General features: G+C 68.5%; 13 protein-coding genes. 5 read left to right on the top strand and 8 right to left on the bottom strand.

The features are described from left to right. Positions 1 to 54: 54 nt before the first annotated feature. The 4 genes from ACSQ9A_RS00385 to ACSQ9A_RS00370 all read right to left on the bottom strand — a co-directional run bounded on the left by ACSQ9A_RS00385 (position 55) and on the right by ACSQ9A_RS00370 (position 2,435). Positions 55 to 519: a DUF4259 domain-containing protein gene (locus tag ACSQ9A_RS00385; protein WP_170855591.1), complete on the bottom strand. Its 465-nt coding sequence runs from the start codon at positions 517 to 519 to the stop codon at positions 55 to 57. 44 nt (positions 520 to 563) lie between these two features. Next, positions 564 to 1,316 carry a hypothetical protein gene (locus ACSQ9A_RS00380; protein ID WP_436302278.1) on the bottom strand — a complete coding sequence of 251 codons (753 nt, stop codon included), beginning with the start codon at positions 1,314 to 1,316 and terminating at the stop codon, positions 564 to 566. A 124-nt stretch (positions 1,317 to 1,440) separates the two neighbouring features. Further along, positions 1,441 to 1,914 (bottom strand): RES family NAD+ phosphorylase, encoded by a 474-nt coding sequence (locus ACSQ9A_RS00375; protein WP_093106884.1) that lies wholly within the window; start codon positions 1,912 to 1,914, stop codon positions 1,441 to 1,443. Beyond that, positions 1,911 to 2,435: an antitoxin Xre/MbcA/ParS toxin-binding domain-containing protein gene (locus ACSQ9A_RS00370; protein ID WP_436302277.1), complete on the bottom strand. Its 525-nt coding sequence runs from the start codon at positions 2,433 to 2,435 to the stop codon at positions 1,911 to 1,913. The genes ACSQ9A_RS00375 and ACSQ9A_RS00370 overlap by 4 nt, the downstream gene beginning before the upstream one ends. Before the next feature lie 21 nt (positions 2,436 to 2,456). On the opposite strand from ACSQ9A_RS00370, the gene ACSQ9A_RS00365 reads away from it, so the two are divergent. From ACSQ9A_RS00365 to ACSQ9A_RS00355, 3 genes are read left to right on the top strand one after another with little or no spacing between them, the layout of a single operon-like run. After that, positions 2,457 to 3,059 carry a helix-turn-helix transcriptional regulator gene (locus ACSQ9A_RS00365; RefSeq protein ID WP_244503864.1) on the top strand — a complete coding sequence of 201 codons (603 nt, stop codon included), beginning with the start codon at positions 2,457 to 2,459 and terminating at the stop codon, positions 3,057 to 3,059. A gap of 5 nt (positions 3,060 to 3,064) precedes the next feature. After that, positions 3,065 to 3,475, top strand: coding sequence for a VOC family protein (locus ACSQ9A_RS00360; protein WP_436302276.1), 411 nt, complete (start codon positions 3,065 to 3,067; stop codon positions 3,473 to 3,475). A gap of 41 nt (positions 3,476 to 3,516) precedes the next feature. After that, positions 3,517 to 5,904 carry an ATP-binding cassette domain-containing protein gene (locus ACSQ9A_RS00355; protein WP_436302275.1) on the top strand — a complete coding sequence of 796 codons (2,388 nt, stop codon included), beginning with the start codon at positions 3,517 to 3,519 and terminating at the stop codon, positions 5,902 to 5,904. Between the two features lie 42 nt (positions 5,905 to 5,946). Here ACSQ9A_RS00355 and ACSQ9A_RS00350 read toward each other — a convergent pair whose 3' ends face one another. Continuing rightward, positions 5,947 to 6,522, bottom strand: a complete 576-nt coding sequence (locus ACSQ9A_RS00350) for a carboxymuconolactone decarboxylase family protein (protein WP_436302274.1) — start codon at positions 6,520 to 6,522, stop codon at positions 5,947 to 5,949. A gap of 102 nt (positions 6,523 to 6,624) precedes the next feature. Here ACSQ9A_RS00350 and ACSQ9A_RS00345 point away from each other — a divergent pair, with 102 nt between their 5' ends. Together ACSQ9A_RS00345 and ACSQ9A_RS00340 are read left to right on the top strand one after the other, a co-directional pair. Next, the gene (locus tag ACSQ9A_RS00345; RefSeq protein WP_436302273.1) at positions 6,625 to 6,945 is read left to right on the top strand and encodes a winged helix-turn-helix transcriptional regulator; all 321 of its coding nucleotides are present in this window, start codon (positions 6,625 to 6,627) and stop codon (positions 6,943 to 6,945) included. Positions 6,946 to 6,989: 44 nt separating this feature from the next. After that, the gene (locus tag ACSQ9A_RS00340; RefSeq protein ID WP_436302272.1) at positions 6,990 to 7,961 is read left to right on the top strand and encodes a threo-3-hydroxy-L-aspartate ammonia-lyase; all 972 of its coding nucleotides are present in this window, start codon (positions 6,990 to 6,992) and stop codon (positions 7,959 to 7,961) included. 3 nt (positions 7,962 to 7,964) lie between these two features. Here the strand turns inward: ACSQ9A_RS00340 and ACSQ9A_RS00335 are convergent, their stop codons facing one another. Genes ACSQ9A_RS00335 through ACSQ9A_RS00325 form a run of 3 tightly spaced genes read right to left on the bottom strand, consistent with a single transcriptional unit; the run spans position 7,965 to position 12,658 of the window. Continuing rightward, the gene (locus ACSQ9A_RS00335) at positions 7,965 to 10,256 is read right to left on the bottom strand and encodes a N,N-dimethylformamidase beta subunit family domain-containing protein (RefSeq protein ID WP_436302271.1); all 2,292 of its coding nucleotides are present in this window, start codon (positions 10,254 to 10,256) and stop codon (positions 7,965 to 7,967) included. Beyond that, positions 10,253 to 11,230, bottom strand: a complete 978-nt coding sequence (locus ACSQ9A_RS00330; RefSeq protein WP_436302270.1) for a Bug family tripartite tricarboxylate transporter substrate binding protein — start codon at positions 11,228 to 11,230, stop codon at positions 10,253 to 10,255. Before ACSQ9A_RS00330 ends, ACSQ9A_RS00335 begins: the two co-directional genes overlap by 4 nt. A gap of 27 nt (positions 11,231 to 11,257) precedes the next feature. After that, on the bottom strand, positions 11,258 to 12,658 hold the full coding sequence (locus ACSQ9A_RS00325) for an aminotransferase family protein (RefSeq protein WP_436302269.1): 1,401 nt from the start codon (positions 12,656 to 12,658) through the stop codon (positions 11,258 to 11,260). Between the last annotated feature and the right edge of the window lie 77 nt (positions 12,659 to 12,735).

Here is a 12,735-nt window from a genome sequence, read left to right as displayed (position 1 = left end):
TGCTTGTCCCGGTGGTAACCGGGCGTTAAGACGCCCAGGGCCTGCTAACAGGCCCTAGCGCTGCAGACGCGCCGCAAGCCGTGTCAGGTTGGAAGCCCACCGGTTCGGCTTTTCTTCTTCCCATTGTTGGGCGAGCTCGGAGACATTGCGGTCCGCGACGCGGGCCAGGGCCAGCCTGGCGCGCGTCGCGAGCGCATGCAGTTCTTCTGTTCGTCTGCCGGCCAGGCACTCCACCGCTCGCGTTTTCGATGCCGCGGCGCCCTTGCCGATGGCGCCGGCGATCAGTTCGGCGGCAGCGACCGCGGCGGCCCCGTCGTCCGCATCGATGTGGCTTGCCATCTGCGCCATGTCGAGAGCCTGGGACACAAAGGCCGGATCCGCCCTGCGCTCGCATTCGGCCAGCCAGTCCTGCGCGGCGTCGTTGTCGAAAGCGCCGTCGCCCCACGCCCCGGCGTGCGCCGCCAGGTTCATCGAAAGTGCGAGTGCAGCAACAATCAAAAGATGCTTCGGCCGGCTCACCGTGGTCCACCTCATCGCAGCCGCCATGGCTGCCGGCGACAAGGCTACATCAACCAGCGCGCGCTGCCGGCGCGGCGCGCGGCGGGAATCGAAAAGCTGTCCGGCAACGCCAGCGATGCGGTGGTCATCCGGCTGGACTGAAGCACGGCCAGGTCGGTCTCGACTTCGAGGAAGCAGGCCAGCATCGCATTGACGCCCGGCGCGCGGCCGGTGCCGTCGCGCCAGTGCGGCAGCTCGTGGTCCATCTGGACGCAGAGATCGTTCCAGGCCTCGGCCAGCGCGGCCCAGGGCACGACCGCAGGGTCGCTGACGCGGCCCGCCAGCAGCAGGAGCGCGCGCCGCAGCGAGGGGGTCTGCTCCACCAGCAGGCGGCAGCGGCGGAACTCGCTCGCGCTGCGCGGCAGGTCGAGCGCGGCGCCGCCATAGTGCGGCGGGCGAACGCCGGTCAAGAGCGTGAAGAGCGCCAGGCTCGAAAGCCCCTGTTCACCGGCCGCGAGCCAGCGCACGGCATCCGGCTCGAGCCGGCGCGCAGCACGGCCCAGCTGCGCGCGCACGCGTCCCATGGCGGCGGGCGCTTCCTGCTCGCGGATGCGCTCCAGCCCTTGCGGCGGACCGAGGACGGCAGTGGCGCCCAGCATGCGCGCGACGTCGGCATGCAGCACGTCGATGTCGCTCGCCTCCTTCAAGAGAAGCAGCCAGTCGCGCAGCGGCATGTGGCCGTACACGATCCTGCAGCCTTCGCGCTGCTGGATCTTGTAGTTCGGCTCGCCCGCGGCCGGCGTCTTCGATGGGGTCATGCCGGTATATCGGCAGACCGGGGGCCGGCGAACAGGGCGACGCCAAGAAAAAATGCGAGCGTGGTGTGCGGGTAGCGCTCACTCCAGCTTCATGCCCGAATCCGCCAAGCGAATCGCGCCAAGCTCATGACCTGAAGAGCCGGTCGTATTCGAACAGGCGAACGATTCGCGGCGCGATCCGCTTCGACTGCGGATGGAGAGGATTGATCAGGGCCGCTCGTTCCTCTGGAACCACCACCGAAGGCACCAGCAGAATCGGCGTCCGCAGCGAGGCAAGCCACGCGGAGCCGATCCTCACGCTGGCATGACCCGCGGGGATCGCTGACCAGGTCGCAGGCAGGGACGCCACGTCGAGTTCTTCGCGCGACTCCCACATGTCATCCGGTACATCCAGCTCGAGCAGATATCGGTTCAGCGGAAGGCCGGTGTTGTCGATGTGCGCAGCGGTCTCGAGCACCGCGATGGAGACGGACGGCGCCGCGTAGACGACCGGCTCGCCAGTGTCGTTCCATCGGCCGGGATGCTTGGCCGCGCCGCCGCCGCTGAGATCATCGGCGCGGTACTTTCGAGTATCGGCCGCGATTCGCCACAGCTTCACTGGTAGGCGCCGCTCTCGATGGAGCCCAGCAGACGGGCGACGACCTCCACGCCCGTCGGCGTGTCGATCAGGTCCGCGGGCTTGCGGCCGCCGAGAGAGGGCTGGGGCCGCTCGATCCATTGGCCGAGCCATTTCGCGGCATCGAAGCCCTTCGCCTCGGGCGCCTTGCTGTTCTCGACGATGTCCTGTGCGATTCCGAGGAGCTTGATCATGCCGATCGCGGCTTGGCCGCCGCTGCCGGAGACCAGCTCGCCCGCAGCAGCCTTCTTCTCGGCCGTGGCCTTCGGCACGCCGAGGATGGCGAAGAAACGCGAAGTCGCAAGGTCCATCCTCTTGGACAGATCCTTGATGAAGATTCCCTGCACGCCCTGGCGTTCGATCGCCACGATTTCCATCGGCGTGGCACCGGACACCGCGCGCACGTAGGCGTCGACACCTTTGTTCCGCTGATAGAGGATGACGGCCTGGGTGCCGCGACGCGGCTTGGGGGCGGAACCGGTTCTGGTCTGTGACGACAACATGGCTGGCCTCAGTATGTCTATATGAAGACGAATTTTAGTCTCATTCTAGACGACACAGGCAACCCCCTCACGTTCCGCGACCTCGTCGCCCACCTCGGATACACCACGTCAACGGGCTTGAGCACGCCGGTGCGGCGTGACACGATCGCGCAGATGACCAGCAGACCCGCCGCAGCGCAGCACCTGCGCGACCTCGCGAGGCTACGCCGCGTTCGCGACCGGATCGACCGGGAGTACGCGCAGCCGCTGGACGTCGAGGCGCTCGCCCGTGGCGTGAACATGTCGGCCGGGCACCTCAGCCGCCAGTTCCGGCTCGCCTACGGCGAGTCGCCGTACGCCTATCTGATGACGCGGCGCATCGAGCGCGCGATGGCGCTGCTGCGTCGTGGCGATCTCAGCGTCACAGAGGTCTGTTTCGAGGTCGGCTGCTCGTCGCTGGGCACCTTCAGCACTCGCTTCACCGAACTGGTCGGCATGCCGCCCAGCACCTATCGGCGCCAGGGAGCGCGCGCGACCGCGGGGATCCCGTCGTGCGTGGCGAAACAAGTCACCAGACCGATCAGGAATCGAGAAGCGCCGATCACCGAGCCGCAACTAGACTGGCCGCCACCGCAACCAGACTGACCGCCATGGACATCACCATTCACTCGAGCTTCCTCCCGCACAACGACCCGGACGCCTCCCTGGCCTTCTACCGCGACATCCTCGGCTTCGAGGTCCGCAACGACGTCGGATACAACGGGATGCGCTGGATCACGGTCGGCCCCGCCGACCAGCCTGGCACGTCCATCGTCCTGCACCCGCCGGCCGCCACCCCCGGCGTCACCGACGACGAGCGCCGCACCGTCGCCGAGATGATGGCCAAGGGAACCTACGCCATCATCATCCTGGCCACCGCCGACCTCGACGGCACCTTCGCTCGCCTGCAGGCGAGCGGCGCCGAGCTCATCCAGGAGCCCACCGAGCAGCCGTACGGCGTGCGCGACTGTGCCTTCCGCGATCCCGCAGGCAACCACATCCGGATCAACGAAGTGCGCTGAGCGGTCCGGCAATGCGGCCCCGCCCAACAGATGGAGACACGATGAGCAAGGCCACGAGGAAGGACACGCAGTCGCCTGCGCTGCACGTTGCCGACCGCCACGATCTGATCCGCGTGCAGGGCGCGCGCGTGAACAACCTCAAGGACATCAGCGTCGAGCTCCCGAAGCGCCGGCTGACGGTGTTCACCGGCGTCTCCGGCTCGGGCAAGAGTTCGCTGGTGTTCGGCACCATCGCCGCGGAATCGCAGCGGCTGATCAACGAGACCTACAGCGCCTTCGTGCAGGGTTTCATGCCGACGATGGCGCGGCCTGAGGTCGACGTACTCGACGGCCTGACGACCGCGATCATCGTCGACCAGGAGCGGATGGGCGCCAACGCCCGCTCTACCGTCGGCACCGCCACCGACGCCAACGCGATGCTGCGCATCCTCTTCAGCCGGCTCGGCAAGCCGCACATCGGCTCGCCCAACGCGTTCTCCTTCAACGTCGCCTCGGTCCGTGCGACCGGTGTGATCACCGTCGAGCGCGGTGCCAGCAAGACGGTGAAACAGAGCTTCAGCCGCACGGGCGGCATGTGCCCGCGCTGCGAGGGCATGGGCACGATCTCCGATATCGACCTCACCCAGCTGTACGACGAGGCCAAGTCGATCAACGCGGGCGCGATCACGATTCCCGGCTACAGCATGGACGGCTGGTATGGCCGCATCTTCCGCGGCTGCGGCTTCTTCGACGCGGACAAGCCGATCCGCAAGTTCACCAAGAAGGAGCTGCACGATCTCCTCCACAAGGAGCCGACCAAGATCAAGGTCGATGGCATCAACCTGACGTACGCGGGGCTGATCCCGCAGATCCAGAAATCGTTCCTGTCCAAGGACCTCGACGCGCTGCAGCCGCATATCCGCGCCTTCGTGGATCGGGCGATGACGTTCGACACCTGCCCCGACTGCGGCGGCACCCGGCTCAGCGAGGCCGCCCGGTCCTCCAGGATCAGGAAGATCAACATCGCCGACGCCTGCGCGATGCAGATCAGCGACCTGGCCGATTTTGTCCGTGGCCTCGAAGAGCCGTCGGTCGCGCCGTTGCTCGCCAAGCTGCTGCATACCCTCGACTCGTTCGTGGAGATCGGGCTGGGCTACCTCTCGCTCGACCGGCCGTCGGGCACGCTGTCGGGCGGCGAGGCACAGCGCACCAAGATGATCCGCCACCTCGGCTCCTCGCTCACCGACGTCACCTACGTCTTCGACGAGCCCACCATCGGTCTGCACCCCCACGACATCCAGCGGATGAACGAGCTGTTGCTGCAGCTGCGGGACAAGGGCAACACGGTGCTCGTCGTCGAGCACAAGCCGGAGGCGATCGCGATCGCCGACCACGTCGTCGACCTGGGCCCGGGCGCCGGTACGGCGGGCGGCGCCGTTTGCTACGAGGGCACCGTCGAGGGGCTGCGGGCCAGCGGCACCCTCACCGGGCGCCACTTCGACGACCGGGCCGCCCTCAAGGAGACGGTACGAACGCCGACGGGCCAGCTTCCGATCCGCGGCGCGAACACACACAACCTGAAGGACGTCGACGTCGACATCCCGCTCGGCGTGCTTTGCGTGATCACCGGCGTGGCGGGCTCCGGCAAGAGCTCGCTCGTGCACGGATCGATCCCCGCCGGCGACGGTGTGGTGTCGGTCGACCAGGGCGCGATCCGCGGCTCGCGACGGAGCAACCCGGCGACCTACACCGATCTGCTCGAGCCGATCCGCAAGGCGTTCGCAAAGGCCAACGGCGTGAAGCCGGCGCTGTTCAGCGCCAACTCCGAGGGCGCCTGCCCCACCTGCAACGGCGCCGGCGTCATCTACACCGATCTGGCGACGATGGCCGGCGTCGCCACGACCTGCGAGGACTGCGAGGGCAAGCGATTCCAGGCGTCGGTCCTGGAGTACCACCTCGGCGGCCGCGACATCAGCGAGGTGCTCGCGATGTCGGTGTCCGAGGCCGAGGAGTTCTTCGGCGCCGGCAAGGCGCACACGCCGGCCGCACACGCCATCCTCGAGCGGCTCGCCGATGTGGGCTTGAGCTACCTGAGGCTCGGCCAGCCGCTCACCACGCTGTCCGGCGGAGAGCGGCAGCGGCTCAAGCTGGCCACCCACATGGCCGAGAAGGGCGGCGTCTACGTCCTCGACGAGCCGACCAGCGGCCTCCATCTCGCCGACGTCGAGCAGCTGCTCGGCCTGCTCGACCGGCTCGTCGACGCCGGCAAGTCGGTCATCGTCATCGAGCACCACCAGGCGGTCATGGCGCACGCCGACTGGATCGTCGACCTCGGCCCCGGCGCCGGCCACGACGGCGGCCGGATCGTCTTCGAGGGCACACCCGCCGACCTCGTCGCCGCCCGCTCCACCCTCACCGGCGAGCACCTCGCGGCCTACGTCGGCACCTGACCCCTGCTGCGCAAGCGTTGGGATCACCCCAGATGCACCGCGTCAACGGGCTTGACCCCACCGCGCCGCCCATGTCTCCAGCGGCACCCGCGCCGCGTTGCAGACATAGCTGATCGCGTGGTACCAGCCGGCGAGCATCAGCAGCTCGATCAGCTGCGGCGGCGTCCAGTGCGCCGACAACGATTGCCAGAGCGCGTCGTCGACATCGGCCTTGTCGTGCAGCGCGTCCACCATCTGCAACAGCAGCCGATCACGCGGTGCAAGCACTTCGAGGTCGGCGACGGCCGAGACGATGGCCTCGCGCTCACGTTCGCCCAGTCCCGCAGCCTGGGCGAACGCCGCCCAATGCACGCCCCACTCGTACTCCGCGCCGCAGCGCGCACACACGCGCAGGATGACGATCTCCCGATCGCGCAGCCGAAGGCTTGCCTTGCGGCCCAGCAGGTAGCCGCCCCATGGCATCGATCGCTCGGCCAGCGCCGGATTGATCGCCAATACCCGGAAGAGCGCCAGGATCTCTGGCGCATCGGGCGGCGTCATCTTTTTCAGCAGCGCACCGAGCTCTTCCGGATAGGGCGGCGCAAGCGGTGCGATGCGTGGTTCGGACGGGGTCGTCATCGGCAATTCCTCTGGCTAGAATGGCTGCATTTCGCTACGGAATTCGTAGCAGCAGAATGCAGTCTACCGCTACGAATTCCGTAGCGCAATCACCTTTGCAGCATGAACGCCAAGACTTCCGATGCCCTCCCCGTCACGGCCCGGCGACCGATCATGGCCCTGCTCGAGCAGCTCGGCCGCAAGGGCACATTGCGCATCCTGTGGGAGCTGCGCGACGGCGCGCCGCAGAGCTTCAGGCTGCTGCAGACGAATGCGGGCGAGATGTCGCCCTCGGTCCTCAACGACCGCCTCAAGGAACTGCGCGCGCTGAACATCGTCGAGCTGGCCGAGCTCGGCTATGCGCTCACCGAATCGGGCGTCGAGCTCGTGAAGCGCCTGAAGCCGCTCAACCAGTGGGCGGACCGCTGGTTCGAGGAGCTTTGATAATTTGTCCAGATATAGATAATCTGTCCATACCAAGGAACGCCATGCCTGAGACCCTGAAACTGCCCACCTTCGAAGACGTCGCCGCCGCTGCCGCGCGCATCGAAGGCCATGCCCATCGCACGCCGGTCCTGCGTTCGCGCACGGCCGACGAAGAGCTGGGCGCTGAAGTGTTCTTCAAGTGCGAGAACCTGCAGCGCATGGGCGCCTTCAAGTTCCGCGGCGCCTTCAATGCCTTGTCGAAGTTCGACGAGCGCCAGCGCCGCGCCGGCGTGGTGGCCTTCTCTTCGGGCAACCATGCGCAGGCCATCGCGCTCGCGGCACGCATCCTCGGCATGCCCGCCACCATCGTGATGCCGCACGATGCGCCGGCGGCCAAGGTGGCGGCCACCAAGGGCTACGGCGGCCAGGTCGTGATCTACGACCGCTACAAGGACGACCGCGAACAGATCGGCCGCGAGCTCGCCGAGAAGCACGGCCTGACGCTGATCCCGCCCTATGACCATCCGGACGTGATCGCGGGCCAGGGCACGGCGGCGAAAGAACTGTTCGAGGAGGTGGGGCCGCTCGATGCCTTCTTCGCTCCCATGGGCGGCGGCGGCCTGATCTCGGGCTCGGCGCTCTCAACGCGCGCGCTTTCGCCGCAGTGCAAGGTCTACGGCGTGGAGCCGGAAGCGGGCAACGACGGGCAGCAGTCGTTTCGCAGCGGCGAGATCGTCCACATCGACACGCCCAAGACCATCGCGGACGGCGCGCAGACGCAGCACCTTGGCCAACACACCTTCCCCATCATCCGCCGCGATGTCGACGACGTGCTCACCGCGAGCGACGCGCAGCTGGTCGAGGCCATGCGTTTTTTCGCCTCGCGCATGAAGCTGGTGGTGGAGCCCACCGGCTGCCTGGGCTTTGCGGCCGCACGCGAGATGAAGGCGCAGCTGCGCGGCAAACGCATCGGCGTGCTGGTGAGCGGCGGCAATGTCGACGTGGAACGCTTCGGCGCCCTGCTCGCAGGCTGAGCCTCAGGCCCGCGGCTGCACGCCGTAGCGGTACAGCACGTTCTTGAGCAGCTTGCCGAAGTTCGGGTCGCTGCCGATCACCCAGGCCGCGCCGACCGCGCCGGCGTGAAACACGCGCCCGCCTTGCGGCCGTTCCCAGTAGATCATCTCGGCCGAGAGTCCGCCGATCGACTCGGTGAGATTCGAGTGGTAGTCGAGGTAGGCGTCGAGCTTGCCGGGCGCGCGCCGGATGCCGTTGGCGATGACCTCGATGCCTTCCTGCGGCGCGGGCAGCGCAGCACCCGGCGGCGAGCGCTTCGTCATGCGCGCGAGCGTGGCGATCGTCAGGTCCCACTCGTGGCCGATCGCGCGCGGCAGGCCACCGCCCGGCGCATGGCCGAAGGTCTGCCCCTTGGCCAAGCCCAGCGGATGCGGCTCGTTGAACAACGCATGCGCCGGCTGTTCCACGTGGTAGACGCCGAAGTCCTCGCCGTCGGCAAAGGCCCAGCCCGCGGTCTCCAGGCCGATGATGTCGGCCGCCGGCCGGCCCGAGGCCTTGAGGCGGCCGCCACGCGCCCAGTCCTGGCTGTGGTACTGCTCGCCGAAGGGCCCGGCGGGCGGGCCCACCGGCGGCACGGTTTCGTCGTGATGGGGGCCGTTGACCTTGCGTTGCTCCATGACGGTGAAGTCCTCGTCGTAACTCACGCGCAAGTACATGGTGTTGCCCGACAGCACGATCGCGCTGCCGCCGCGGCGGAGGTAGTCGTCGAGACCCTCGACGCCGGGCAGCGACCAGTATTCGCTGTGGCCGTTGACGAACACGGTCTGGTAGCGCGAGAGGATCGCGGGATCGCGATGCAGGTCGATGTCGCCGATCACGTCGAATTCGTAGCCCTCGCGTGCGAGCCAGACGTGCAGGCGGCGCTCCAGCCGCGTCCACTGGCTGAAGCCGCTGCCGGCCGGATCGTAGAGCGCACTGGGGCTGGCGTTGGGCCAGGGCATGCGCAGGCCGACCTGGTAGCAGGGCTGGCCGGCGCGGTGGTAGGTGTAGCTGCTGTAGGCCGGCGCTTCGGGATGGCAGTTCTCCAGGCCGGCCGCACGGCGCGGCCACACAGGATCGTCGACCACGTTCTTCGCGAAGGGCGTGCTCGCATAGGCCAGCCAGCTGTTGACGGCGCACAGCACGAGGATCGGCGCCGGCGCTGCATGCGCCGGCTTCCGGACGATGAAAGTGATGTCGTAGTCGGCTTCGCGGCCGCCCTGCTCGAAGCGGATGCGGCCGACGTAGACGCCGGACTTCGCATCTTCGGGGATGCGGAACTCGTGCGTCGCCTCCCATCGGCAGTCGTAGAGATCGTCGCTCGCGAAGCGCAGGCCGTGGCCGCGCGTCGGATCGGCGAAGGGGTCGTAGCCTGATTCGGCGTCTTCGCTGGGTGCGACCTTCGCAGGCTCGAAGGCGGGGCCGACGATCATCCAGGTGCCGTGGTTGACGATGCGGCCGGTGCGCTGATGGCCGCTGGCGTCGGCCACCTGCGCGCCGCGCTCCTCGCGCAGCGGCCAGCAGGCGTGCACCGAGCGGCCGGAAGCGATCGCGAGGCCGCGCTGCGCGTGGCGCTCGGCAATCTCTTCAGGTACCAGCGCGCGGCCGTAGAGGACCGGCATGGCGAGATCGGCTTCGAGGAAGACGTCGGCCAGACCGTCGACGCCGCTCGCGCCCATTCGCAGCGGCGCGGGACCGGGCCGGACTTCCTGCCCCGCATCCCATTGCCCGACCTGTTGACCATCGATCCACAGCGCCGCGACGCGGCCGTTCCACGTGGCGGCCACATGCTGCCAGCGGCGCTCGACGAGCCGGCCGTGCGCCCGCTGCGCCTCGGCGCGGAAGCCCCGGCCATCGCCGAGGTAGAAGGCGAGCGCCCCACCCTCCTCGATGAACAGGCCCCAGCCGCAGTGGGCGGGAAAGTCGTATTGGCCGATAAGGGTCTGGCGCGTGGCGATGCTCCAGGGCTTGACCCAGCATTCCAGCGTCAGGCCGTGGAGCGGCAGCGCCGCATCCAGCCCCTTCTCGACGAAGACATAGGAGCCCGGGTGGATGGCCTGCACGCGCGCGGGCGACGGCGCGAAGGCGTGCAGCACGACATCGTCGCTGCGCCCTTCCACATCGCTGCCGAGCTGGCAGACCGAGAGCTGGTAGCCGCGGTCGCTGCTGACGTGAAAGCGCACGCATTCGCCGGCGGCCACGCTCTTGCGGTCGGCGTAGCCGTGAACACCGGGAAGATTCAGGGACTTGTGCGGAGGGATCGGTGGCGTCGTCATTCGGACGTGAAACCGGAAGCCTTGACCACTGGCCCCCAACGCTTGAGATCGTCGGCAATGAGCTTGGTCAATTCCTCGGGCGTGCTCGGACTCGGATCGCTGCTGAGCTTCTGCAAGCGCTCCTGCACTTCCTTGTTGGCGAGCGCCTTGCCGAGCGCCGCATGCAGCTGGTCGACGATGGGCCGCGGCGTGCCGGCGGGCACGAAGAGACCGGTCCATTCGAGGTTGTCGAAGTGCGGCTGGCCCAGTTCCTTGAGCGTCGGCACATCGGGCAGGAGCGCCGCGCGCTTCGCGCCGTTGACGGCCAGCACCTTGAGCTTGCCGCTTTGCTGGTGCGCGACCAGGTCGGCGATCGGGATGATGCCGGCCGCGATCTGGTTGCCCAGCAGGTCCTGCACCAGCGGCGCCGCACCGCGGTAGGGCGCGGCCACCAGGTTGGCCTTGGCCTCGCTGCCGAGGCGGAAGCCCATGAACTGCGCGACGCTGCCGGGCGCGGGAACGCCGTAGCTCGCCTTCGACGGATCGGCGCGCGCGAGGTCCAGCCACTGCTGCACGTTCTGCGCCGGCAGCGCGGCGGGCACGGCAATGCCTTCGTAGAAGCTCACGATGCGGCCCACGGCCTGAAAGTCCTTCACCGGGTCGTAGCGCACCGACTTCGAGGTCAGCGGCAGCATCACCATCATGTGCATGTTGGCCAGCAGCACCGTGAGGCCGTCGGGCGGCGCGGCGCGCACATAGTCGGCCGCGATCTGCCCGCCGGCGCCGGTGCGGTTGTCGACGACCACCGTGGTGCCGAGCTCGGCCGCGAGCTTGTCGGCCAGCGTGCGTGCCTGCACGTCGGCCGAGCCGCCGGCCGGGTAACCGACGATGAGTTTCACGGGGCCCTTGCCGGCGGCGATCTGCGCCGAAGCGGCAGCGGCGAATGCCAGGGTCGCGCAGGCGAGCGCGGTCTTCAGGAGAACGGGGAGCTTCATCGGGGACCTTTCAGAAATAAAAAGGGTTCACGCGGCCAGGCCCTTGCGCGCGATCTCGTCGGCGAGATCGCGCAGGGACTTCTCGAGCAGGTCGGCGAGCTCGTCGATCTCCGGCTCGGTGATCGTGAGCGGCGGCGTGATCATCTGGAAGTCGCCGAAGGCGCCGAGGTTGGCGCGGCGGTTGTAGAGCGCGATGCCGTGCTTCAAGCCGTGCTCGGTGAGCCGGGCGGGCGCGTTGAAGGCCACCGGCAGCTGGCAGCGTGTGGCCTTGTCGGCCACGATCTCGATCGCGGTCAGCAAACCCTTGCCGCGCACGTCGCCGACGATGGGCGAACGCGCGGCGACTTCGTTGAGGCGCGCCATCAGGTACGCGCCCCTGTCGCGGGCGCGCGCGACAAGGCCCTGCCGGACCACCTCGTCGACCACCGCATGCGCGACCGCGCAGGAAAGCGGATTGGTGAAGTAGGTATGGCCGTGCACGAAGCCGCCGCTGGCAGCCACGGCATCGACGATGCGGTCGGGCGCGAGCAGGCAGCCCAGCGGCGTGTAGCCGGCGGCCAAGCCCTTGGCCAAGGTCACGAGATCGGGGCGCGCGGCCGGCCAGTGGTGCGCGGCGAGGAAGGCGCCGGTGCGGCCGGCGCCGCTCATGATCTCGTCGTAGATGACCAGCACGCCATGGCGGTCGCAGATGCTGCGCACGCGCTCGAAGTAGGCCGCCGAGGACACCACCGCGCCGGTCGAGAGCCCGCCGATCGGTTCGACGATGAAGGCCAGCACGGTCTCCGGGCCTTCGCGCAGGATGGCCTGTTCGAGTTCGTCGGCGCACGCCAGCGCATGGGACTCGACGGTGTGCCCTTCCGGCACGCGGTAGGACAGCGGCGCCGGCACCTTCGGCATCGCGCGGATCATCGGCCCGTAGAGATTGAGCGTGTTGGCATCGCCCGTGACCGCCAGCGCGCCCAGCGTGGAACCGTGGTAGCTCGGGTTGCGCGAGATCACCTTGGCGCGGCTCGCCTGGCCCCTGACCACCGCGTACTGCCGAGCGAGCTTGATCGCCGATTCGTTGGCTTCCGAGCCGCCCGAGACGAAGAAGGCGCGATCGAAGCCTTCGCCCGCGAGCGCGCAAACGCGGTCGGCCAGCGCGATGTTGTGCTCGCTCTCGAAGAAGCGCGGGTAGGCGAAGCTGACCTTGGCCGCCTGCTCGGTCATCGCGGCCAGCACGCGCGGATTGCCGTGGCCGATGTTGGCGACCACCGCGCCGGCGGTGGCGTCGAGATAGCGCTTGCCGTCGGCGTCCCACAGGAAGATGCCCTCGCCGCGCGCAATGCGGGGCGGGCGCGGCGCGCCCTTGGGCGCATAGAAGCCGAGGACGGTGCCGCCCTGCGGCGTGTCGCCCACGAAGCGTGCAGTGGGGGTCTGGGTGCTCATTAAGTAACCTCTGCGCTGCGCGCTCCGGTATTCGCCCTTGGGAACGGCCCTGCGGCTCATGCCGTCGAAGATACGAA

Source organism: Variovorax sp. LjRoot290 (assembly GCF_964253985.1).
Lineage (GTDB): Bacteria > Pseudomonadota > Gammaproteobacteria > Burkholderiales > Burkholderiaceae_C > Variovorax.
The sequence above is the reverse complement of the archived record's forward strand: the minus strand, read 5'-3'. Positions and strand labels throughout refer to the sequence as shown.